The sequence below is a fragment of the Streptomyces sp. NPDC001852 genome (assembly GCF_042891825.1).
Taxonomy (GTDB): domain Bacteria; phylum Actinomycetota; class Actinomycetes; order Streptomycetales; family Streptomycetaceae; genus Streptomyces.
In genome coordinates this window covers 279,159-299,508 of the sequence record NZ_JBIATN010000002.1, presented here as the reverse complement: position 1 = coordinate 299,508, position 20,350 = coordinate 279,159, and the positions used below count along the sequence as shown (strand labels likewise).

Below are 20,350 nucleotides of genomic sequence, written 5' to 3'. Positions count from 1 at the left end.
TTGTCGTTCTGTCGAGCGTCCCGCCGGTCGGGCAGGCGGTCCTACAGGTGCTGCTGGATCGCCGGCATCAGGTCCTGGAACGTACGGCCGTAGGCCGGTGTGCCCAGCGCGGTCATCGTCCAGCCCGGGCCCGCGCGGTGCACCTTCGCCATGATCTGGGCGGTGTAGTCGCCACCGCCGTCCAGCGTGTAGCGGGCCAGTTCCTGACCGCTGGTCTCGTCCACGAGACGGCAGAACGCGTTCTGCACCTCCTGGAAGGTCTGGCCCGTGAAGGAGTTCACGGTGAAGACGATCTGGTCGATGTGAACCGGAACGCGCTGCAGGTCCACGAGGATCGCCTCGTCGTCACCGCCCTGTCCGACGCCGCCGACGAGGTTGTCACCGGTGTGGCGGACGGAACCGTCGTCGCTCACCAGGTGGCGGAAGAAGACGACATCGACCGGCTGGGTCTCGGCGAAGAGGACGGCCGACGCGTCCAGGTCGATCTCGCGCGTGCGGGAGCCGAACAGACCGCGCCGCTTCGCCGCCTGCCAGCCGAGCCCCATACGGACCGCGGTCAGCGTGCCCCCGTCCTTCTTCTCCAGGCTGATGGCCTGACCCTTGCTCAAGTTGACGGACACCGCTGAATCCCCTCTCGAAGGTCCCCTGTTGCCGCGCAGTGCGCGGTTGTCCAGAACCCTACGCAGGGGCACCGACAGTGCCGAACCCCGGCCCGCGCTTTGTGTCGGTGTTGCAACACTTGGCGCATATACCGAGGTCCGGCAGGGTGGCAGGGCTCAGGAGAGACCGGCCTCCCGCATCTGGCGCAGCTCCTTCTTCATCTCCGAGACCTCGTCACGGAGCCGGGCCGCGATCTCGAACTGCAGCTCCGCGGCGGCGGCGCGCATACGCTCGGTCATCTCCTCGATCTGCTCGGCGAGTTCCGCCGCCGGGCGGTCCGTGGGAACCGCGGCCGCCGCCTTGCCCTTGACGGTCTTGCCGGCCTTCGCACCCTTGGCCGCCTTGTCGCCCAGCGCCGGGACGGGTGCCTTGGCGCCCTTGCCGTCCTTGGACTTGCGGTAGCCGGTGCCGAGCAGCTGCTCGGTGTCGACCTCCTCGCGGGCGATCTGCGCGACGATGTCGTTGATCTTCTTGCGCAGCGGCTGCGGGTCGATGCCGTTGGCCTTGTTGTAGGCGACCTGCTTCTCCCGGCGCCGGTTGGTCTCCTCGATGGCCTTCTCCATCGCCGGGGTGATCTTGTCGGCGTACATGTGGACCTGGCCGGAGACATTGCGCGCCGCGCGGCCGATGGTCTGGATCAGCGAGGTGCCCGAACGCAGGAAGCCCTCCTTGTCGGCGTCCAGGATCGCCACCAGGGACACCTCGGGCAGGTCGAGGCCCTCCCGCAGGAGGTTGATGCCGACCAGGACGTCGTACTCACCGGAGCGCAGCTCGCGCAGCAGCTCGACGCGGCGCAGGGTGTCGACGTCGCTGTGCAGATAGCGCACCTGGATGCCGAGCTCCAGGAAGTAGTCGGTGAGGTCCTCGGCCATCTTCTTGGTGAGCGTGGTGACGAGGACGCGCTCGTCCTTCTCGGTGCGCTTGCGGATTTCGTGCACCAGGTCGTCGATCTGGCCCTCAGTGGGCTTGACCACGACCTCCGGGTCGACCAGACCGGTCGGGCGGATGATCTGCTCCACGACGCCGTCGGAGCGCGACATCTCGTAGGTGCCCGGGGTCGCCGAGAGGTAGACGGTCTGACCGATGCGCTCCTGGAACTCCTCCCACTTCAAGGGGCGGTTGTCCAGGGCGGAGGGCAGGCGGAAACCGTGCTCCACGAGGGTGCGCTTGCGAGAGGCGTCGCCCTCGTACATCGCGCCGATCTGCGGGACAGTGACATGCGACTCGTCGATGACGAGCAGGAAGTCGTCCGGGAAGTAGTCCAGCAGGGTGTTGGGCGGGGAACCGGGCGAGCGGCCGTCGAAGTGCATCGAGTAGTTCTCCACGCCGGAGCAGGTGCCGATCTGGCGGAGCATCTCGATGTCGTACGTGGTGCGCATCCGCAGGCGCTGGGCCTCCAGGAGCTTGCCCTGCTTCTCCAGCTCGGCCAGGCGCTCCCCCAGCTCCTTCTCGATGTCGTTGACGGCCCGCTCCATGCGCTCGGGGCCGGCGACGTAGTGGGAGGCGGGGAAGACGTACAGCTGCTGGTCGTCGCTGATGATCTCGCCGGTGAGCGGGTGCAGCGTGGACAGCGCCTCGATCTCGTCGCCGAACATCTCGATGCGGACGGCCAGCTCCTCGTAGACCGGGAAGATCTCGATGGTGTCGCCGCGGACCCGGAAGGTGCCGCGGCTGAAGGCCATGTCGTTGCGCGTGTACTGGATGTCGACGAAGCGGCGCAGCAGCTCGTCCCGGTCGATCTCGTCGCCGACCCTGAGGGGGACCATCCGGTCCACGTACTCCTGCGGAGTGCCGAGGCCGTAGATGCAGGACACCGAGGCGACCACGACGACGTCGCGGCGGGTGAGCAACGAGTTCGTCGCCGAGTGGCGCAGCCGCTCGACCTCCTCGTTGATCGAGGAGTCCTTCTCGATGTAGGTGTCCGACTGCGGGACGTAGGCCTCGGGCTGGTAGTAGTCGTAGTACGAGACGAAGTATTCGACCGCGTTGTTCGGCAGGAGCTCGCGGAACTCGTTGGCCAGCTGGGCGGCCAGCGTCTTGTTCGGCGCCATCACGAGCGTGGGACGCTGGAGCTTCTCGATCATCCACGCCGTGGTGGCGGACTTGCCGGTGCCGGTGGCGCCCAGCAGGACGACATCCCTCTCACCGGCCTCGATCCGCTTGGCCAGGTCGGCGATGGCCGTCGGCTGGTCGCCGCTGGGCTGGTACGGGCTGACGACCTCGAAGGGCGCCACCGTGCGTTCGATGTGGGATACGGGCCGCATGTCATCCACCGTACGACCCCGCACTGACAACGGGTCCGGATCAGCGGTTCTGCGGGGTCCGGGAGACGGGGTGCCCGGGCCGGTGCCCCTGGTGGAGGGCGGGACGCCGGTGCAGGTCGGGGGCGACGGCGGAGGCCGGGACACCCGGTTTGTGCTCGACGGGCCTGGGGACGGGCCGACCCATGATCATCAGCGGGTCGAAGATCACCACGACGCCCGCGAGGACCAGGAAGGCGAGCGGGCCGATCAGCATGGGCGCGAGCACGGACGGCTCCGGCGCGCCTCCGCCGGTGTGCGAGGTGCCGTCGAGGTGGACGCCGAGGGCGGCCATGCCCGTGTAGTGCATGCCACTGACCGCGAGCCCCATGACGAGGCTCGCCCCCACGCTCCACATGAAGCCCCGGACGCGCCCGGCGGCCCACAGTGCGGCGGTGGCCGCGACGACCGCTATGACGACGGAGGCGGCGACGGTGTAGGTGTTGTACGTGAACCGCCCGTGAAAGTGCACGCCGGCCATGCCGAGGTAGTGCATCGAGGCGACGCCCAGACCGGTGATGGTGCCGCCGGTGAACAGCGCGGTGCCGGTGGCGCCCCGGTAGCCGACGATGAAGATGCCGACGCCGACCATGACGACGGCGAGGGCGAGGCTCGCATAGGTGATCGGCTTGTCGTAGTGGATCGGCGTCTCCTTGATGGCGAAGCCCATCATGGCGACGAAGTGCATGGTCCAGATGCCGGAGCCGATCGCGGCCGAGCCGAGGGCCAGCCAGGCGGGCCGCCGGGAGTGCGTGACCAGCAGGGACCGGGTGGTGCAGCGCAGGCCGAGGGCGCCACCGAGGCAGGCCATCAGATAGGCCACCAATGGAGTGACGGCCCCGTAGCTGAATCCGTCGACCGTGCCTTGCATCCGCGGCTGCCCTTCCGCCCTCGTGCGTCCCGGAATCCTTGAAATGTTCCCCCGGCCCAGGACCGCCGGGCGGTCAGGGTTGTCGCAGAGAGTATGACCCCCACCGGAATGGTCGAACGATTTTCCGGCAAAGAAACACGGCCTTGCCTCAGTTGTGCGGCACCGGTGTGCGGACTTGGGACATATCCATCTCGTCTGTGGCCGTCGTGCGCCCGGCGTCGTTGACTGTCTGCTGACAGTCTGATTGCTGTCCGTGTTCGCTCGACGCGAGGAGTCTGCATGCACGCGCGCGTAGTTGCCGCCACGGCCGCCGCGGTCCTGGGGGCGGCGGCCCTGCTGAGCCCCGGCACCGATGCCCGGGCCGGCGAAGTCGGCGTGCCCACGGTGATCGCCCACCGGGGTGCCTCCGCCTACGCTCCCGAGAACACGCTGGCCTCGATCGACAGGGCCGCGCGGCTGGGCTTCTGCTGGGTCGAGAACGACGTCCAGCGCACCAAGGACGGCGAGCTGGTCGTCATCCACGACGACAGCCTGCAGCGCACCACGAACGTCGAGCAGGTCTTCCCCGGCCGGGCGCCGTGGAAGGTGAAGGACTTCACCGCGGCCGAGATCGCCCGGCTGGACGCGGGCAGCTGGTACTCCCCCGCTTATGCGGGCACGCGCGTGCCGACGCTGAAGCAGTACATGCGCCGGATCGAGCACAACCACGAGAAACTGCTCCTGGAGATCAAGAACCCCGAGCTGTATCCGGGCATCGAGCAGCAGACCCTGAAGCTTCTCGGCAACGAAGGCTGGCTGGACCACAAGCACCTGCGCCGGCTGATCGTGCAGAGCTTCAGCACGGACAGCATCCGGACCGTGCACGACCTGAAGCCCGCGATCACCACCGCCCTCCTCGGGTCGCCCGCTGTGTCGCAACTGCCCCAGTACGCGCGCTTCACCGATCTCATCAATCCCTCGTACGGGTCGCTCTCCAAGGGGTACGTCGATGCCGTCCACACCTTCGACGGGCCGCACGGCAAGCCGCTCGGGGTGTTCGCCTGGACGGTGAACGACGCCGCCACCGCGCGCCAGGTCGCGGGCTACGACGTGGACGGGATCATCACCAACAAACCCGACGTGGTGCGGTCGGCGCTCGGCTCGGACTGAGCGCGGCGGGCATTGTCAGTGGCGGGCCGTACGGTGGGCGCATGGACAGCCATGGGCAGGATGAGCAGCGGGTCGTGTGGACCGTGGTGGGCACCGATATCGGGCCGCTGATGCTGGCGGCGACCCGTGACGGCCTGGTCAACGTGGTCTTCCACGCCACGGACGCGGTGCGTGAGCGCACCCTGGAGCGGCTGGCGGCCCGGCTGGGCACCGCCCCCGTGGAGGATCCCGGCGCGCCGCTGCTGACGGAGGCGATACGCCAGCTGCGGGCCTACTTCACGGGTGAGCGGCACGACTTCGACTTGCCGCTGGACTGGTCGCTGATCTCCGGCTTCAACCGGCAGGTACTGCGCGAGCTGACCACCGGTGTGCCGTACGGCACAGTGGTGGGGTACGGCGATCTCGCCGGGCGGGTGGGGCAGCCCGGCGGGGCCCAGGCGGTCGGCGCGGCCATGGGTGCCAATCCGCTGCCGGTCGTCGTTCCGTGTCACCGGGTGGTGGAGAGCGACGGCGGGATCGGCGGCTTCGGGGGCGGGCTGGAGACCAAGCGGAAGCTGCTCGCCCTTGAGGGGGTACTGCCCGAGCCGCTGTTCTGACCGGCCCCGGCCACCCGCCTCGGACCGGCCCCGGCTACTCGTGTCCGACCGGGCGCGGCTGCTCGTCCTACTCGTCGTAGTGCCGGGCCTCGAAGACGTTGCCGTCGGGGTCGCGGAAGTAGAAGCTGCGCGTGGCGTTGCCGCGGGCACCGGAGAGGCCGTGGTCGATGCCCGACATGGCGACGCCGTGTTCCTCCAGGCGGGCGCGCAGGGCGTCGAAGTGGTCGGCCGGCAGAGACAGGCAGACGTGGTTGACGGGGTGGCCCGCACTCTCGGCCGCACCCGGCAGCATCTTCATGTGTGCGGCCATGGTGAACGGGGCGAGGTCGAGGATGGTCTCCTCGTTGACGCGCACGGAGGGGAAGGCCGCCTCTCCTCCGGCGAACTCGGCGACCTTGATCGGCTCCAGACCGACGGTGTCCCGGTAGAAGCCGGCCGCGGCCACGGGATCGGCCACCCACAGGACGACGTGATCGAGACGCGTGCTGTTCCTGGTCATGCGCCCCAGGCTGGTGGCGTCCCCCACAGTCCGCAAGCGCACCGGCCATGAGCGTTTAACGACGGTCGGCGCCCGCCAGAGATGAGGAAAGGCCGACGGACAGGAGGCGGTGCGCGTGGTGCTGGTGGTTTCGGAAGAAGTCCGGGAAGCGATCGACGCACGGCGGCCGGTGGTCGCCCTGGAGTCCACGATCATCGCGCACGGTCTGCCCCGCCCGCGCAATCTGCAAGTGGCGCTGGAACTGGAGGACACGGTGCGGCGGGAGGGCGCCGTACCGGCGACCATCGCCGTGCTCGACGGTCGTCCCTGTGTCGGCCTGGACAAGGAGCAGCTGGAGCGGGTCGCCAACGAGGACGGCATCCGCAAACTCGGCCACCGCGACCTGCCGCTCGCCATGGCGAGCGGCACGAGCGGGGCGACCACCGTGTCGGCGACGGCACAACTGGCCGCGCTCGTGGGCCTCAGGGTGTTCGCCACCGGCGGGCTCGGCGGAGTGCACCGGGAGTGGACGGTGACCCAGGACGAGTCGGCCGACCTGGGGCTTCTGGCCCGCACCGGGATCACGGTGGTCTGCGCGGGCGTGAAGTCGATCCTGGACGTGCCGGCGACCCTGCAGCGGCTGGAGACGCTGGGCGTGGCCGTCGCCGGGTACGGCACGGACCGGTTCCCCGGCTTCTATCTGTCCGACTCGGGGCATCCGGTCGACTGGAGACTGGACACCCCCGAGCAGGTCGCGGAGGTCATGCGCGCCCAGGACGCGCTCGACGCGCCGCCGTCGGCACTGATCGTCGCCCAGCCCGTCCCCGAGGCGGAGCAGCTCGATCCCGAACTGCACGCACGCGTACTGGCCGATGGTCTGCGCGCCTGCGCGGACCAGGGCGTCTCCGGTCAGGCGGTGACGCCGTTCCTGCTGGACTACCTGGTCCGGCACACCGACGGGGCCTCCCTGAGCGCCAATCTGGCGGCCGTGCGCGGCAACGTACGGCTGGCGGCGCGGATCGCCTCGGCATGGACCAGGGGGTGACCGCGGGCCGGGACGGGGCCCTCCTGGTCGTCGGTGACGTGGTCACGGATGTGGTCGCCCGGCACCGGGGGCCGCTCGCGGCCGGCACCGACACCGCCGCGGCGATCCGCACGCTGCCGGGCGGCGCGGGCGCGAACGTGGCCTGCTGGGCCGCGCACACGGGCTGTGCGGACGTACGGCTGCTCGGGCGGGTGGGCACGGACTCGGCCGCGTGGCACGAGCGCGAGCTGGTCGCGGCCGGGGTCCGCCCCCGGCTGGTGGTCGATCCGACGGCGGCGACCGGGACGGTGATCTGCCTCGTCGATGCCGGTGCGGCGGCTGAGCGTACGTTCCTCACGGACAGCGGGGCGTCTTTGCGACTCGACCCCGCCGACTGGTCGGACGCGTTGCTCGACGGCGTCGGCCGGCTGCATCTGTCGGGCTATCTGCTGTTCACGGAGCCGAGCCGGGAGCTCGCACGGACCGCGCTCGCGGCGGCACGCGCGCGTGGCGTGCCGGTCAGCCTCGATCCGGCGTCGGCCGGCTTCCTGGTGCGGCTGGGGCTTGACCGCTTCCTGGCCTTCGCGGAGGGACTGGACGTGTTGCTGCCCAGCAGGGACGAGGCATGCCTGCTGACGGGGCTGCCGGATCCGGCGGACGCGGCGGCAAAGTTGAGCCGTCTCGTCCCGCTGGTGGTCGCCAAGGCGGGGGCGGACGGCGCTCTGGTGGCCCGTTCCGGCAGCGCACCGGCCAGAGTCCCGGCCACGCCGGCCATCCCTCGGGACACCACGGGCGCCGGTGACGCCTTCACCGGCGCGTTCCTCGCCGCCCTGCTCACGGGGGCGGACCCGCACGAGGCGGCGGTACGCGGCTGCCGGGCGGGGGCGGAGGCGGTCGAACGGGTGGGCGCCAGACCGCCGCGTCCGGGAAGCGACGACTGGCCAGCGTCCGGCGAATGAGGACTCCGCGAGGAAGGCTCCACCCGTGCCTCCCACGCCCTGACCCAGGCGGCCGGGATCCGCGCCGAACCGGGCCAGGGTCCCTAGTCCTTCCTCCCCCACGCCGAGATCATCGGCGCGGTGGCCAGATCCATGCCGCCGGCCTCGACGTTTGCCAGGTGCTGGTCGATGTCCTCGTCGGTGGCGAGCCCCGCGGTGACGAGCCGGTTCCGGATCTGACGGACCGTCGCGGCCTCCAGAGCGGTGCAGGCGGGTGACGTCACCGGGAAGAACGCATCGGCCTCCACCCCGCTCAGTCCGGCCTCACGCAACAGACGCGGGAGTTTGCGGCCGTACGACAGATCGGCGCCACGTTCGGCGAGCAGCTTGCGGAAGCCCTGGCGCAGGCGGTTGGCGAGCCGCTGTTCGGGGCCGTACTCGTCGGGGCAGATCAGGGGCTGGAGGGCCGGATCGGCATCCTCGATCAGCAGCCGCCCACCGGGCCGCAGAGCCTGGATCATGGACCGCAACGCCCTTGTCCGGTCCGGCACATGGACGAGGACGAGCCGGGCATGGACCAGGTCGAAGCCCTCACCCGGCGGCTCCTCGGCACCCACGTCGTGGACGCGGACCTCCACCGGCGGGTGGGCCGCGGCGGTGATCCGAGAGGTGTCGATGTCGGTGGCGACGACCTGTCCGGCGGCTCCCACCTTCCCTGCGAGCCAGGCCACCACCGAGGTGCCGCCGGCCCCGACCTCCCAGCAGCGCCAGCCGGGCCCGATGCCGAGCGCCTCGATGTGCCGGAAGGTGGTGGGATCGAAGAGCGCGGCGAAGGCGTCGAAGCGCTCTGCGGCCTCGTTCTGCCGGTTGTTCAGGAGATACCCGTCGGATGAGGTCATGCCACGATCATTCCAGCCACCTTCGTCCACACCCGGGAACCAAGCGGAACATCCTGTTCCCACAGGCTTACCCGTGCCTTGCCCTCGGCTGGCAGACTTGCCGGACAAGGCGCGAGAGCGTTGCAGGAGGAGATCCAACCGAGGAGATCCAGATGTCCATGGCGGGGAATCTGCGCAAGGTCACAGGGCTGGGCAGGGTCGGCGGCCTGCGCAAGGTGGCGCAGCTGGCCCGGCGGCGGCCGCGCGTGGACCTGAGTCACCCCGCCCGGTCACCGCTGGGCTCGTCGGTGGTCAATTGTGTGACGTACCAGGACGGCGTGCGCGTGCCGCAGTGCACGGACCTGGTGAATGCCGTGCGGATGGTGCGCAAGACGGGCGAGGGCTTCGTCTGGCTCGGGCTGCACGAGCCGACCGATCATGAGTTCGCGGGCATCGCCGAGCTGTTCGATCTGCATCCCCTGGCGGTGGAGGACGCGGTCGAGGCTCATCAGCGTCCGAAGCTGGAGCACTACGGCAGCACGCTGTTCGCGGTGTTCAAGACGGTCTGCTATGTGGAGCACGAACAGCTGACGGCGACCAGCGAGGTGGTCAACACCGGCGAGATCATGGTGTTCGTCGGTGAGGACTTCGTCATCACGGTGCGACACGGCCGGCACGGCTCGCTGGGCCCACTGCGCGAGGAGTTGGAGGCGCATCCGCAGCAGCTCGCCAAGGGGCCGGCGGCGGTGCTGCATGCGATCGCGGACCATGTCGTGGACGACTATCTGCACGTCACGGACGCGGTGCAGGCCGACATCGACCAGGTCGAGACGGAGGTGTTCTCGGAGAACGGCGCGCGGCTCGACCCCGGCCGCATCTACCAGATGAAGCGTGAACTGCTCGAACTGAAGCGGGCGGTGGTGCCGCTCGGCCGCCCGGTGGAGGACCTCGCCACCCGGCCCATTCGGGTCGTCGCCCCGGAGATACAGGCCTACTTCCGCGACGTGCTCGACCACCTGATACGGGCCAAGGAGCAGATCGCCGCCTTCGACGAACTGCTCAACTCGATTCTGCAGGCCCACCTCGCGCAGGTGACCGTCGCGCAGAACGAGGACATGCGGAAGATCACGGCCTGGGCCGCGGTGATCGCCGTACCGACGATGGTGTGCGGTGTGTACGGCATGAACTTCGACCACATGCCCGAGCTGCACTGGCGGTTCGGCTATCCGCTGGTCATGGCCGTCATGGGGGCGGCGTGTCTGGTGCTGTACCGGGGCTTTCGGCGCAACGGCTGGCTCTGAACCGCGGGGGCACACTGCCGGCGGCCCGGTTCAGCCGCTCCAGGCGGGATGGCGCGGGTCGTCGGCGCGTACCAGGACGTCCGCCGTGCCGGCGGGGTCGGTCTCGGACTCGTAGCGCTCGAAGGCGGGGAGCGTCCAGTGCTCGGCCTCGGCAGTACGACGGCGCAGGGCGCCCGGGGAGAGGAGGAGGTGCACGGTCAGGTCGAAAGGGAACCAGTGCCGCAGCAGGAGGGGGCCGTGGAGCAACAGGACCCCGCCGGGCGGGAGTTGGACATAGGGGCTGCGAGTGGCTCGGTCGGTGGCCGGGTCCCACAGATCGGGCAGGACGCGCCCGCTGCCGCCGGGGTCGAGCGGGCCGAAGACCTCGCGCCACAGGGCACCGGTGTCGAACCATCCGCCGTAGTACGACTCCGCGTCGCGCCGTCCGTGTTCCAGGCGGAGCGAGGCGGGTCGCAGGAAGCCCTCGGCGCCGACCACGAGTGAAGGGCGGCCGCGCACCCGCAGCGCCTCCCCGACCCGTTCGGCGAGGTCCCCGGGCCGGGCGGCCGGGGCCCCGTCGAAGCCGACACGCAGCCAGGCGCTCCCATCGGCCGGCTCCAGCCCGGCCAGCCGATCGGCGAGCAGCTCGGCGAGCCGGTCCCAGGTGATCGCTTCGAGTCGCACAGGGCCATGATGCCGGGTGCGGAAGGTGAGGTGACAGCGGCTGTCGGGGCGGGCCTGGCCGGCGGAGGGGGCGAGGCTACGGCACCCGCCAGTGGGACGGACGGTACAGCGGAGGCGGGCACCGTCTCGGCCGTCGGGGGGCGAGGGAGCAGCGCCTCTCAGCGGTGGTGCGGTGCACGGTAGCCGGGCGCGATCCCGGACGGAGAACGGAGGACGGAGAACGGAGGGAACGAGGTGACGGCGCCTGTCAGGGCGAGATGTGGGCTGAGGCCGAGGACGGACCGGTCGGCGGCAGAGCGGTGGGATCAGCGGCGACGCTCGGACGCCCGGCGGGCCGCCAGCAAGGTCGGGAGATGCGTCTCGCTCCAGGTGCGTGCCGCATCAAGGAGAGGGATCAGCGTGCGGCCGGGCGGGGCGAGGGCGTACTCGACGCGGGGCGGGTTCTCGTCGAAGGCGGTGCGGTCGACCAGGCCGTCGCGTTCCATCGCGCGCAGGGCTCTATGACCGGTGGCTCTCGAGGCGAAAGGGGAGGGGGAGCAGAACGAGAAGAAGGAGTAGGCACGGCGTGGGAAGCGGGCGCGGTGGCGGGGAAAGTACCGCGTATGGCGCTTCCCTCAACTCCCCACTCCCCCGGTCGGCTTGTCGTCATCCAGGCGCAGAAGCCCAAGCGGTGCGCCACCTGCCGGCGCGGGCCGCTGTCGCTGCTCGTGCTGGAGGACGGGGCACCGCGCTGCCTCGGCTGCGCGGACCTCGGACACCTGGTGTTCCTGCCGCGCGGGGACACCGCGCTGACCCGCAGGTCGAGGGAGGAGAGCGGGCTGTCGGTCGTCGTGGTGCGGTTCAACCGGCGCAAGAGCCGTTACGAGCGGCAGGGCGTGCTCGTGGAGGAGGCGGCGCTGGCCCGGGCCGAGGCCCGCTGCCTGGCGGACGCGGAGGCCCGGCGCAGGCGGCGGGCCCGGGACGCACGACGCCGGGCGGCGGAGGACGATCGGTTCGCGGCGGCGTTCGCGGCCGAGATCCTGCGGCTGTTTCCCGGCTGCCCTGCCGATCGCGCGGGGGCCATCGCGGCGCACGCGTCCATGCGTGGCAGTGGGCGGGTCGGGCGCAGCGCGGCCGGGCGGGCGCTGTCGGAGGGAGCGGTGGTCTCGGCGGTCGTGGCGGCCGTACGGCATGTGGACACGCCGTACGACCAGCTGCTGATGAACGGGGTGCCACGGTACGAGGCACGGCGCCGGATCGCCCCGGCCGTGGAGAGCGTGCTGCGGGCCTGGCAGGACGCGGGGGCGGAAGCAGGCTGAGCGGGGCGGGGCGGGGACACTCGCGGGTGGATCGTGAGGTTTCTCGGCCATGCCCTGGGATCGCTTCTCGGTATTCACTGAGGGTGATGGTGCATGCCGGGTGCGTGCCGGGCGGAACGGCGCGAGATGAGGCACGGAGATGATCGCGGGCCCGTTCTTCGTACTGGTCGTGGCCCTGGGTACCCCTTGGCAGGCCCGTCGGAACGGGTCCTGCGGAGGGAGCCGGAAAGGGGTCGGGTGCCGGGCTGGGGGCGCTGCGCCAGAAAGCGCTGTCCACCATTCTGCGCGGCGGTCAGCGCGGACGTATCGTGGCCGAAAGAGTCCCGAAAGGGTGCCGAAGGATGCCGCCCGGCGGCGTACGGCTCGTCGTACACCCGATACCCGCGCGGTGTCTGTACGCGAGGAAGACGACCATGGCCGATCCCAAGGGGTTCATGACCACGCCGCGCCAGGAGTGGCCGCGGCGGCCCGTCGAGGAGCGGGTGCGGGACTGGGACGAGGTGTACGTCCCGGGAGCGCTGCTGCCCATCATCAGCAAGCAGGCCGACCGGTGCATGGACTGCGGCATCCCGTTCTGTCACGACGCCTGTCCGCTGGGCAATCTGATCCCGGAGTGGAACGACCTCGTCTCGCGGGAGGACTGGCGGGCGGCCGGCGACCGGTTGCACGCCACCAACAACTTCCCCGAGTTCACCGGGCGGTTGTGCCCGGCGCCCTGTGAGGCGGGATGCGTGCTCGCGATCAACCAGCCGGCCGTCACCATCAAGAACGTCGAGTGCGCGATCGCCGACCGGGCCTGGGAGGAAGGTTTCACCCAGGCGCGGCCGCCCGAGCGGCTGTCCGGGAAGACGGTCGCCGTCATCGGCTCCGGGCCGACCGGGCTCGCCGCGGCACAGCAGCTGACCCGGGCCGGGCACACGGTCGCCGTGTACGAGAAGGACGACCGGATCGGCGGGCTGATGCGGTACGGGATCCCCGAGTTCAAGATGGAGAAGCGGCATCTGGAGCGGCGGATCGAGCAGATGCGGGCCGAGGGGACGAAGTTCCGTACGTCGACGGCGGTCGGGCGGGATGTCGGGGCGGCGGAGCTGCGGGGTCGGTACGACGCCGTCGTCATCGCCACGGGGGCCACGGCGTGGCGGGAACTTCCGGTGCCGGGCCGGGAGTTGAACGGGATACACCAGGCGATGGAGTATCTGCCGCTGGCCAATCGGGTGTGTGAGGGGGATCTGGAAGTGTCGCCGCTGTCGGCGGCCGGCAAGCATGTGGTGATCGTGGGAGGCGGGGACACCGGGGCGGACTGTCTGGGGACCGCGGTGCGCGAGGGGGCCGCGTCCGTGACCCAGCTCGACATCTACGCGCAGCCGGGCGCCGAGCGCGACGAGGACGCCGAGCCATGGCCGACGTACCCGAAGATCTACCGGCTGTCTGCCGCGCACGAGGAGGCGCGGGACCTGCGTACGGCACCGGCGGCGGACGCGGACGCGCGGCTGTTCGCTGCCTCCACGCTCCGCTTCGCCGGGGACGGCCGGGGGCGGGTGCGCTCGCTGCACCTGGTGGAGGTGGACGAGCGGCGGCAGCCGGTGCCGGGCTCCGGGCGGACGCTGCCCGCCGATCTCGTGCTGCTCGCCCTCGGGTTCTCCGGTCCGGACCAGGAGGACGGGCTGATCGGCCAGTTGGGGCTGACGCTCCAGCCGCGCGGCACGATCGCCCGGGACGACGGCTTCGCGACCAATGTTCCCGGGGTGTTCGCCGCCGGGGACGCGGCGCGCGGGCAGTCGCTCATCGTCTGGGCGATCGCGGAGGGGCGGGCGGTGGCGGCGGCCGTCGACCACTATCTGACCGGGAGTTCACGGTTGCCGGCACCGGTCTCTCCGAGGGATCGGCCGATGAGGGTGTAGGCGTCGGCCGGCGGTTTCGGTGCGGCCGCCGGTTGTCCTCGGCTGTGGTGACGGCCGGTCGGGCACCCCCGGGTTGCGCCGCTGTGGTTGCTGCCATCGCGGCGGGATGAGGCGAGGCGATCGGCGCCCGCGACTCCCGGCCCCCGCCCGCGCCTCCCGGCCAGGTCAGCCGGCGCGCTCGTCCGTCCCCGCCACCTTCCCCGTGGCCAGGGCCACTCGGTTCCACGTGTTGATCGTGCAGATCACGGCGATGACGTGGGCCAGTTCCTCCTCCTCGAAGTGGGCCGCGGCCTCGGCGTGGACGGAGTCGGGGACGCCCGCGTCGGCGACGAGGGTCAGGGCCTCCGTGAGTGCGAGGGCGGCCTGTTCCTTCGGGGTGAAGAAGTGCCGGGCCTCGCGCCAGACGGCGACCATGTGCAGCCGGTCCTCGCTCTCGCCGGCCTTGCGGGCGTCGCCCGTGTGCATGTGCAGGCAGTAGGCGCAGTGGTTGAGGTGCGAGGCGCGGATCTGGATCAGCTCGACCAGCGCCGGGTCGAGGCCCGCGCGGGCGGCGGCGTCGAAGCCGATGACGGCGCGGAAGACCTTCGGCGCGGACTTCGCGAAGTCCAGTCGGCTCCGGGAGGCCTCGGCCTCGGCGATCGCGGTGGTGATGCCGGCTGCGGTGATGTCCGTGTTGCCGGCTGCGGTGGTGTGCGTGTTCGTCGTCACGGCTTCAACCTACGGGCCGGATAGATCGGTCGTAGGGTGCATTCCCATGACGGAATCGTGGGTCAATTCCGCGGAGCGAATCGGCGCCGACCTGCACCTTGAGCTGCCGGGTCCGGGCGGGCGGCGTGCGGCGCTGACCCGGGCGCTGCGGGAGGCCGTGCGCAGCGGGCGGCTGGCGCCGGGCACCCGGTTGCCGCCGTACCGCTCGCTCGCCGCCGATCTGGGCATGGCCCGCAACACAGTGGCCGACGCCTATGCGGAACTCGTCGCGGAGGGCTGGCTGACCGCCCGTCAGGGTTCGGGCACCCGGCTCGCCGACCGGGCGGAGCCGCTGCGACACGCCGTACGGACGCCCGTGAAGGCACCTCCACGCGCGCGTGGCCCGCGGCACGAGCTGCGGCAGGGCACGCCGGACGCGTCGGCGTTCCCGCGGACGGCCTGGTCGGCCTGCTATCGGCGGGCGCTCCAGGCGGCGCCGGCCGAGGCCTTCGGGCCGGGGGATCCCGCAGGGCGCCGCGAGCTGCGGGAGGCGCTGACCGAATATCTGGCACGCACGCGTGGCGTGCGGACGGAGCCGGACCGGATCGTGGTCTGCTCGGGCTTCGCGCACGCGCTGCGGCTGCTGTTCGGCCAGGGCTCGGGCGGGGTGCTGCGCGGTCCGCTGGGCGTGGAGGCGTACGGGCTGGACTTCCACCGGGGCCTGCTCACGACAGCCGGGGTGCGGACCGTGCCGCTGCCGCTGGACGAGGACGGCGCGCGGGTGGATGCACTGGGGCGGGAGCGGGCCGTGCTGCTCACGCCGGCACACCAGTTCCCGACCGGCGGCCCGCTGCACCCGGAGCGCCGGGCGGCCGTGATCGACTGGGCACGCGCGCGTGGGACGGTCGTACTGGAGGACGACTACGACGGCGAGTTCCGGTACGACCGCAAGCCGGTCGGCGCGCTCCAGGGCCTCGATCCGGAGCGGGTGATCCACCTCGGGTCGGTCAGCAAGAGCCTGTCACCGGCGCTGCGGCTGGGCTGGATGGTGCTGCCGGAGCGGTATGTCGGGCCCGTGCTGGCGGCGAAGGGCGAGCGGGAGGGCTGGGCGAGCGTCCTGGACCAGCTGGCCTTGGCGGAGTGCATCGTCTCCGGGTCGTACGACCGTCATGTGCGGCGCATGCGGCAGCGCTACCGGCACCGGCGTGACCGGCTCGTCGCCGCGCTCGCCGAGCACGCGCCGCACGTCCAGGTGACCGGGATCGCGGCCGGGCTGCACGCTGTGCTGCGGCTGCCGCCGGGCACCGAGCGGTCCACGGTGGAGGCCGCCGCGTGGCAGGGGATCGCCCTGGACGGACTCGCCGCGTTCCGGCATCCGGAGGCGGCGGCGGTGGGTGACGGACTGGTCGTGGGCTATGCGGCCGCCGCCGAGCACGCCTACCCTGCGGCGTTGGAGGCGCTGTGCGGGGTGCTGCCTCCCGGGTGAGGAGCGGTGGTTCAGAGATCGGGGTCGGCGGCGGTGACGTAAACCTTCGCGTACCGGTGGCCGAGGCTCGCTCGAGGTTTCGGCGACCGGTATGACCGGTCGTGCCGGAGTGGTCCGGCGGACCGGGGGGTAGCGATGACTTGCGACGGAAGGATCCACTGCCTGCGCACCTGAACCGGATCCACCATAAGCGCTGAGCGAGCGGCCGCGCAGCCAATATGCACCACGACAAGGAAGTTGAGCGAGAGGCAACACACGGTCGAGGTCAGGACAGCAGGAAGTCGGCCTCCCCCGCCTTGGCGCCCTCGATGAACGCGGTCATCTCGGCCGCGGTGTAGATCAGTGCCGGACCGTCCGGGTCGGTGGACTGGCGTACGGCGATCCGGCCGTCGGCCAGTTTCATCGCCTCCAGGCAGTTCCCGCCGTTGCCGCCGCTCCAGGGCTTGTGCCAGCCCTCGCTGCCCAACTCCCGCGCGGGCATGCCGTTGTAGACGTCTCCGCGCGGCGTGATGCGATCCATTCACAGCTCCTTGCGGAGATCCCGGAGGATCTCCTTCGTGCGTTGTGCCGTAGCGGCCTGCGCCGCCATGCGGTCCATGACCTCGAGGTGGGTCGCCACCTCCGTGCGCGCGTCCAGATAGACGGCGCCGGTCAGGTACTCGCTGTAGACCATGTCCGGCAACTCCGGCACGGCGAATCGGAACAGCACGAAGGGCCCGTACGTCCCCGGGTGCGGCCCGCTGGCGAACGGGGCGACCTGGAGCGTCACATGGGGCAGCTTCGTGGCCTCGAGCAACTTGTCGATCTGCGCGCGCATCACCTCCGGCGGGCCGACCGGGCGGCGCAGGGCGGTCTCGTCCATCACCGCCCAGAAGCGGGGGGCGTCGGGACGGGTGAGCAGTTGCTGGCGTTGCATGCGCAGGGCGACGTGCCGCTCGATGTCGTCCGGGCTGGTCTGGCCGATGGCACCGGACCTGAGCACACCGCGGGCGTAGTCCTCGGTCTGGAGCAGGCCGGGGACGAAGTGCGGCTCATAGGAGCGGATGAGGCCGGCCGCGCCCTCCAGGCTGACGTACATCGAGAACCAGCCGGGCAGGATGTCGTGGAAGCGCTGCCACCAGCCCGGCCTGTTGGCCTCCTCGGCCAGCTGGACGAAGAGTTCGGCCTCGTCTTCGGGCACGCCGTAGGCCTTCAGCAGCAGTTGCAGGTAGGGGATCTTGAGGGAGACCTCGGCCATCTCCATGCGGCGTACGGTGGCGGGCGCGACGCGCAGTACGCGGGCGGCCTCCTCGCGCTTCAGTCCGGCGCGTTCCCGCAGGTCCAACAGGCGTCGGCCGAGCACCACCTGACCCACCGTCGGTGCGGACCGCGGTTCGCTCACGCTCTCACCTCCACCGGACGTCTCCACCGGACGTTCGCCGACAGCTGTTCCCTGACAGGCGTTTCCCTGATTCCCGACAGCCCTGCGGCGCCACTCGAAGATGCATTCGAAGACCGGGTCGGCTCTTCGATGACCCCAATTGGCGCCGCTCGACGTGCTGTTGCGAGCAGTGTGCCACGGCCTCTGACCGAGTCACACAGCACTCTGCATTTTTCAGAGTGACACTTGCCAAGTGTTCACGGCAGGGAGATAGTGGCAAGCGTGATTCCGTCCGCGCCCTTAGGAACAGACGCCGCCGCAGACCGTCCCGGTCTCGGCGCTGCCACGGGAGCAGCCCCCGACGGGGGCGCTGCCGGGCGCCGGTTCCGCTTCGAGCTGGCCGCACATCCGGGTTCCGTCGCCCAGGCGAGACGCCTGGCGCGCGCCCGGCTGACCGGCTGGTCGGTGTGCGAGGACACCTGCGACAGCGCGGCCCTGGTCATATCCGAGCTGGTCACGAACGCGATCGTGCACACCGCGAGCGGTCGTGTGGTGTGCGAGCTGCACGACCACGACGACACCGTGCGCATAGCGGTACGCGACGAGGGCTGCGCTCCCGGCGAGCCTCACCCGTCCCCGCAGCGGCCCGACGAGGAGCATGGGAGGGGATTGCTCCTCGTCGCCGCGCTGTGCCGGGCCTGGGGCGCCCAGGAACACGGGCCCGGGCTGCTGGTCTGGGCGGAGCTGGCCCGCCGGGCCGACACGGCCCACGACACCGCAGCTCCGCGGGGCGACCTGGGCTGGGGCGCCCGCCCCAAGCCGGGCCGCCCGGACGACTCCGGTGAGGACGAGACACCGGAGGGCCGGCAGGGGGCCGCCGGACTCCCTCGCCATCTCGCCACAGAGCACCAGCACCCGCACCGCCACGGGGCACCGGACCTCCACCGGCACCGCCCCCTGGACCGACCCCCGCACCAGTCTCTGCACCGAATCCCCGAGCAGCACCGCGCCGAGGAGCGGCCGTGACCGCATGGTTCGGCTCCGGCGACCACGGGTACGACGCCGGCGACCACGGCACCGGCGGGTACGACTCCAACGACTACGACTCCAACGGATACGGCTCCGCCGGGAACAACACCGGCGGCGACAGGCACGCCGTCACGAGTCCCTTCCCACCCAGTGCCCTCGGAGTCGCCCGCGCCGCCCATGCCACCTCTGCCGCCGCCCGGGGCCCCGAGGGGTCCCTGGGTCTGGACACGCTGGTGCGGCTGCAGCGGCTCAGGTCCGTCCCGGACGCACCCCGTCGGCTCGCGGTGCCGGACGGCATGACCGCACCGCTCGGCTGCGACGCCGTGGCCGTGCCCGACCGCCTCGGCCCCCTGGTCGTACCCCGGCTGCCCCGGCTGGGCTGTGTGTACACCGACGGCGCCCGCTGGTGGTGGATCGTTCCGTCGGATTCCGACTACGCCCTGCCCTGGCCGTCCCCGGCCCACTACGCCCCCGGCGCCCTGGTGACCGGCAGCGCCCGGCTCATCCACCGCCCGGAGGGCACGGTCCCGTACACCCCGCCGATCCCGCTGTACCTGGCCCTGTGCCGGGTGACCGGGACGGCTCCGGACTGGTCACTGGCCTCGCCCAGGCCGTGACACGCACGGGGGTACCACGGTCCGTCAGCGCCAGCGGTCCGCTCATTCGGTCGTCTCGGTGCCCCGCACGATCACCAGGAACGTGTCCGTCGCGAGGTCCATGACGACCTCGGCGGGCAGGCCTTCGAGACGCCGTGCGTGCGCGAACTCCTCCGCGGGCCGGGATCCCCGCGGACCACCGGCGGGAAAGCGCTCGAGCACCGTTCGCCCGTTCACCATCTCGCACCTCCAGAAAGCGTCGTACCTGTAGGAGTCAACGCCCTGGGGGAGGGAAACGCCTCGCTCGGTGACGGGACTGAGACATTACCTACACTCGTTCGGCGCGGAGCGTGAGAAACCGTTCACTGTGTGGCGCCAAACGCACGTTTCGTGTCAGTAGTCGTACTCATCGTGAAGGCGCAGCCGGTCGCCGCAGGCGGGGCTGCGGCCGAGCGCGGTGAGGTCGAGCAGACCGGCGAGCGTGCCGAGCCCGTCCAGCCCGTCGTCGTACACCGAATAGGTGTGGAAGACCCGGTCGTGGTCGCGCAGGAAGCAGCTGACGCCCGGCCGGTCGACCAGGCCCCGGTCCGACTCCACCGTGGCCTCGAAGTCGAGGTTGAAGTCGGGGTTGAAGTCGAGTTCTCCGTGGGAGGCGGAGCACGACGAGGAGTACCAGGGCACCACCCAGCCCATCCGCGCCTTGAACGGCAGGATCCGGGTGTACGGCGCGCGGGAGACGGCCGCGAACGAGGTGTTCCGGGCCCGCAGGTGGGCCAGGTCGCCGACCTGGTCCAGGAGGGCCGAGCAGCACGGGCAGCCGGACTCCGACTCCGGGGCGAACACGAAGTGGTGGACGACGAGCTGGGCCCGGCCCTCGAAGAGGTCCAGCAGGGTGGCCTTGCCGTCGCCGCCCTCGAAGACGTACTCCGCGTCGACCTCGACCATGGGCAGCCGCCGCCGCGCCTCCCCGAGGACCTCGCGGGCTCGCCTGACCGCCTCTTCCTTGCGCAGCAACTCCTCGCGCGCCGTGCGCCACTGCTCGCGCGAGACGATGTCCGGAAGCGACATGAGTCCTCCTGTCCGACGGCCTGGTTCGGGGTGATGACCGTCGCCGGGGGCGGAACTCATCGGCGGA

At 71.1% G+C, this 20,350-nt stretch carries 21 protein-coding genes and 1 pseudogene; 10 read left to right on the top strand and 12 right to left on the bottom strand.

What is annotated here, in order from left to right:
• Window positions 1-41 precede the first annotated feature (41 nt).
• From ACFYZB_RS04045 to ACFYZB_RS04035, 3 genes are all read right to left on the bottom strand, one after another.
• A complete protein-coding gene (locus tag ACFYZB_RS04045) occupies window positions 42-620 on the bottom strand; it encodes a TerD family protein (protein WP_351209371.1) in 579 nt (192 codons plus the stop codon).
• Between the two features lie 156 nt (window positions 621-776).
• On the bottom strand, window positions 777-2,924 hold the full coding sequence (gene uvrB, locus ACFYZB_RS04040; RefSeq protein WP_388754023.1) for an excinuclease ABC subunit UvrB: 2,148 nt from the start codon (window positions 2,922-2,924) through the stop codon (window positions 777-779).
• A 40-nt stretch (window positions 2,925-2,964) separates the two neighbouring features.
• Complete coding sequence (locus ACFYZB_RS04035; protein WP_388754020.1) at window positions 2,965-3,831, bottom strand: MHYT domain-containing protein; 867 nt, start codon at window positions 3,829-3,831, stop codon at window positions 2,965-2,967.
• Between the two features lie 279 nt (window positions 3,832-4,110).
• Here ACFYZB_RS04035 and ACFYZB_RS04030 point away from each other — a divergent pair, with 279 nt between their 5' ends.
• Together ACFYZB_RS04030 and ACFYZB_RS04025 are read left to right on the top strand one after the other, a co-directional pair.
• Complete coding sequence (locus ACFYZB_RS04030) at window positions 4,111-4,980, top strand: glycerophosphodiester phosphodiesterase (RefSeq protein WP_388754017.1); 870 nt, start codon at window positions 4,111-4,113, stop codon at window positions 4,978-4,980.
• A gap of 41 nt (window positions 4,981-5,021) precedes the next feature.
• Window positions 5,022-5,576 carry a methylated-DNA--[protein]-cysteine S-methyltransferase gene (locus ACFYZB_RS04025; protein ID WP_388754014.1) on the top strand — a complete coding sequence of 185 codons (555 nt, stop codon included), beginning with the start codon at window positions 5,022-5,024 and terminating at the stop codon, window positions 5,574-5,576.
• A 67-nt stretch (window positions 5,577-5,643) separates the two neighbouring features.
• Here ACFYZB_RS04025 and ACFYZB_RS04020 read toward each other — a convergent pair whose 3' ends face one another.
• On the bottom strand, window positions 5,644-6,075 hold the full coding sequence (locus ACFYZB_RS04020) for a VOC family protein (protein ID WP_388754011.1): 432 nt from the start codon (window positions 6,073-6,075) through the stop codon (window positions 5,644-5,646).
• A 115-nt stretch (window positions 6,076-6,190) separates the two neighbouring features.
• On the opposite strand from ACFYZB_RS04020, the gene ACFYZB_RS04015 reads away from it, so the two are divergent.
• Window positions 6,191-7,099 (top strand): pseudouridine-5'-phosphate glycosidase, encoded by a 909-nt coding sequence (locus ACFYZB_RS04015; RefSeq protein WP_388754008.1) that lies wholly within the window; start codon window positions 6,191-6,193, stop codon window positions 7,097-7,099.
• Complete coding sequence (locus ACFYZB_RS04010) at window positions 7,084-8,037, top strand: carbohydrate kinase family protein (protein WP_388754005.1); 954 nt, start codon at window positions 7,084-7,086, stop codon at window positions 8,035-8,037. The genes ACFYZB_RS04015 and ACFYZB_RS04010 overlap by 16 nt, the downstream gene beginning before the upstream one ends.
• Before the next feature lie 83 nt (window positions 8,038-8,120).
• On the opposite strand, the gene ACFYZB_RS04005 is transcribed toward ACFYZB_RS04010, so the two are convergent.
• The gene (locus ACFYZB_RS04005) at window positions 8,121-8,915 is read right to left on the bottom strand and encodes a methyltransferase domain-containing protein (protein WP_388754003.1); all 795 of its coding nucleotides are present in this window, start codon (window positions 8,913-8,915) and stop codon (window positions 8,121-8,123) included.
• A 152-nt stretch (window positions 8,916-9,067) separates the two neighbouring features.
• Here ACFYZB_RS04005 and corA point away from each other — a divergent pair, with 152 nt between their 5' ends.
• The gene (corA, locus tag ACFYZB_RS04000; protein WP_388754000.1) at window positions 9,068-10,195 is read left to right on the top strand and encodes a magnesium/cobalt transporter CorA; all 1,128 of its coding nucleotides are present in this window, start codon (window positions 9,068-9,070) and stop codon (window positions 10,193-10,195) included.
• A gap of 30 nt (window positions 10,196-10,225) precedes the next feature.
• Here the strand turns inward: corA and ACFYZB_RS03995 are convergent, their stop codons facing one another.
• Both ACFYZB_RS03995 and ACFYZB_RS03990 read right to left on the bottom strand, forming a co-directional pair.
• Entirely contained in the window at window positions 10,226-10,858 is a 633-nt protein-coding gene (locus tag ACFYZB_RS03995; protein ID WP_388753997.1) for a uridine kinase, read from the bottom strand.
• Between the two features lie 305 nt (window positions 10,859-11,163).
• Window positions 11,164-11,373 (bottom strand): annotated as a pseudogene (locus ACFYZB_RS03990) (winged helix-turn-helix transcriptional regulator); the annotation flags it as partial.
• Between the two features lie 87 nt (window positions 11,374-11,460).
• Between ACFYZB_RS03990 and ACFYZB_RS03985 the strand changes: the two are divergent.
• Both ACFYZB_RS03985 and ACFYZB_RS03980 read left to right on the top strand, forming a co-directional pair.
• Window positions 11,461-12,156 carry a DUF2293 domain-containing protein gene (locus ACFYZB_RS03985; protein ID WP_388753994.1) on the top strand — a complete coding sequence of 232 codons (696 nt, stop codon included), beginning with the start codon at window positions 11,461-11,463 and terminating at the stop codon, window positions 12,154-12,156.
• A gap of 413 nt (window positions 12,157-12,569) precedes the next feature.
• Window positions 12,570-14,057 (top strand): glutamate synthase subunit beta, encoded by a 1,488-nt coding sequence (locus ACFYZB_RS03980; RefSeq protein ID WP_388753991.1) that lies wholly within the window; start codon window positions 12,570-12,572, stop codon window positions 14,055-14,057.
• 165 nt (window positions 14,058-14,222) lie between these two features.
• Here the strand turns inward: ACFYZB_RS03980 and ACFYZB_RS03975 are convergent, their stop codons facing one another.
• The gene (locus ACFYZB_RS03975; RefSeq protein ID WP_388754566.1) at window positions 14,223-14,723 is read right to left on the bottom strand and encodes a carboxymuconolactone decarboxylase family protein; all 501 of its coding nucleotides are present in this window, start codon (window positions 14,721-14,723) and stop codon (window positions 14,223-14,225) included.
• A gap of 88 nt (window positions 14,724-14,811) precedes the next feature.
• Here ACFYZB_RS03975 and ACFYZB_RS03970 point away from each other — a divergent pair, with 88 nt between their 5' ends.
• Entirely contained in the window at window positions 14,812-16,230 is a 1,419-nt protein-coding gene (locus ACFYZB_RS03970) for a PLP-dependent aminotransferase family protein (protein WP_388753988.1), read from the top strand.
• A gap of 265 nt (window positions 16,231-16,495) precedes the next feature.
• On the opposite strand, the gene ACFYZB_RS03965 is transcribed toward ACFYZB_RS03970, so the two are convergent.
• Both ACFYZB_RS03965 and ACFYZB_RS03960 read right to left on the bottom strand, forming a co-directional pair.
• Window positions 16,496-16,750, bottom strand: a complete 255-nt coding sequence (locus tag ACFYZB_RS03965; RefSeq protein WP_351209357.1) for a DUF397 domain-containing protein — start codon at window positions 16,748-16,750, stop codon at window positions 16,496-16,498.
• Window positions 16,751-17,611 carry a helix-turn-helix domain-containing protein gene (locus ACFYZB_RS03960; RefSeq protein ID WP_388753984.1) on the bottom strand — a complete coding sequence of 287 codons (861 nt, stop codon included), beginning with the start codon at window positions 17,609-17,611 and terminating at the stop codon, window positions 16,751-16,753.
• Window positions 17,612-17,863: 252 nt separating this feature from the next.
• Here ACFYZB_RS03960 and ACFYZB_RS03955 point away from each other — a divergent pair, with 252 nt between their 5' ends.
• Window positions 17,864-18,616, top strand: a complete 753-nt coding sequence (locus tag ACFYZB_RS03955; protein ID WP_388753981.1) for an ATP-binding protein — start codon at window positions 17,864-17,866, stop codon at window positions 18,614-18,616.
• A gap of 218 nt (window positions 18,617-18,834) precedes the next feature.
• Window positions 18,835-19,236: a hypothetical protein gene (locus tag ACFYZB_RS03950; protein WP_388754563.1), complete on the top strand. Its 402-nt coding sequence runs from the start codon at window positions 18,835-18,837 to the stop codon at window positions 19,234-19,236.
• A 42-nt stretch (window positions 19,237-19,278) separates the two neighbouring features.
• On the opposite strand, the gene ACFYZB_RS03945 is transcribed toward ACFYZB_RS03950, so the two are convergent.
• Together ACFYZB_RS03945 and ACFYZB_RS03940 are read right to left on the bottom strand one after the other, a co-directional pair.
• Entirely contained in the window at window positions 19,279-19,455 is a 177-nt protein-coding gene (locus ACFYZB_RS03945) for a hypothetical protein (protein ID WP_351209354.1), read from the bottom strand.
• Window positions 19,456-19,608: 153 nt separating this feature from the next.
• Window positions 19,609-20,283: a DUF899 domain-containing protein gene (locus ACFYZB_RS03940; protein ID WP_388753978.1), complete on the bottom strand. Its 675-nt coding sequence runs from the start codon at window positions 20,281-20,283 to the stop codon at window positions 19,609-19,611.
• Window positions 20,284-20,350 lie beyond the last annotated feature (67 nt).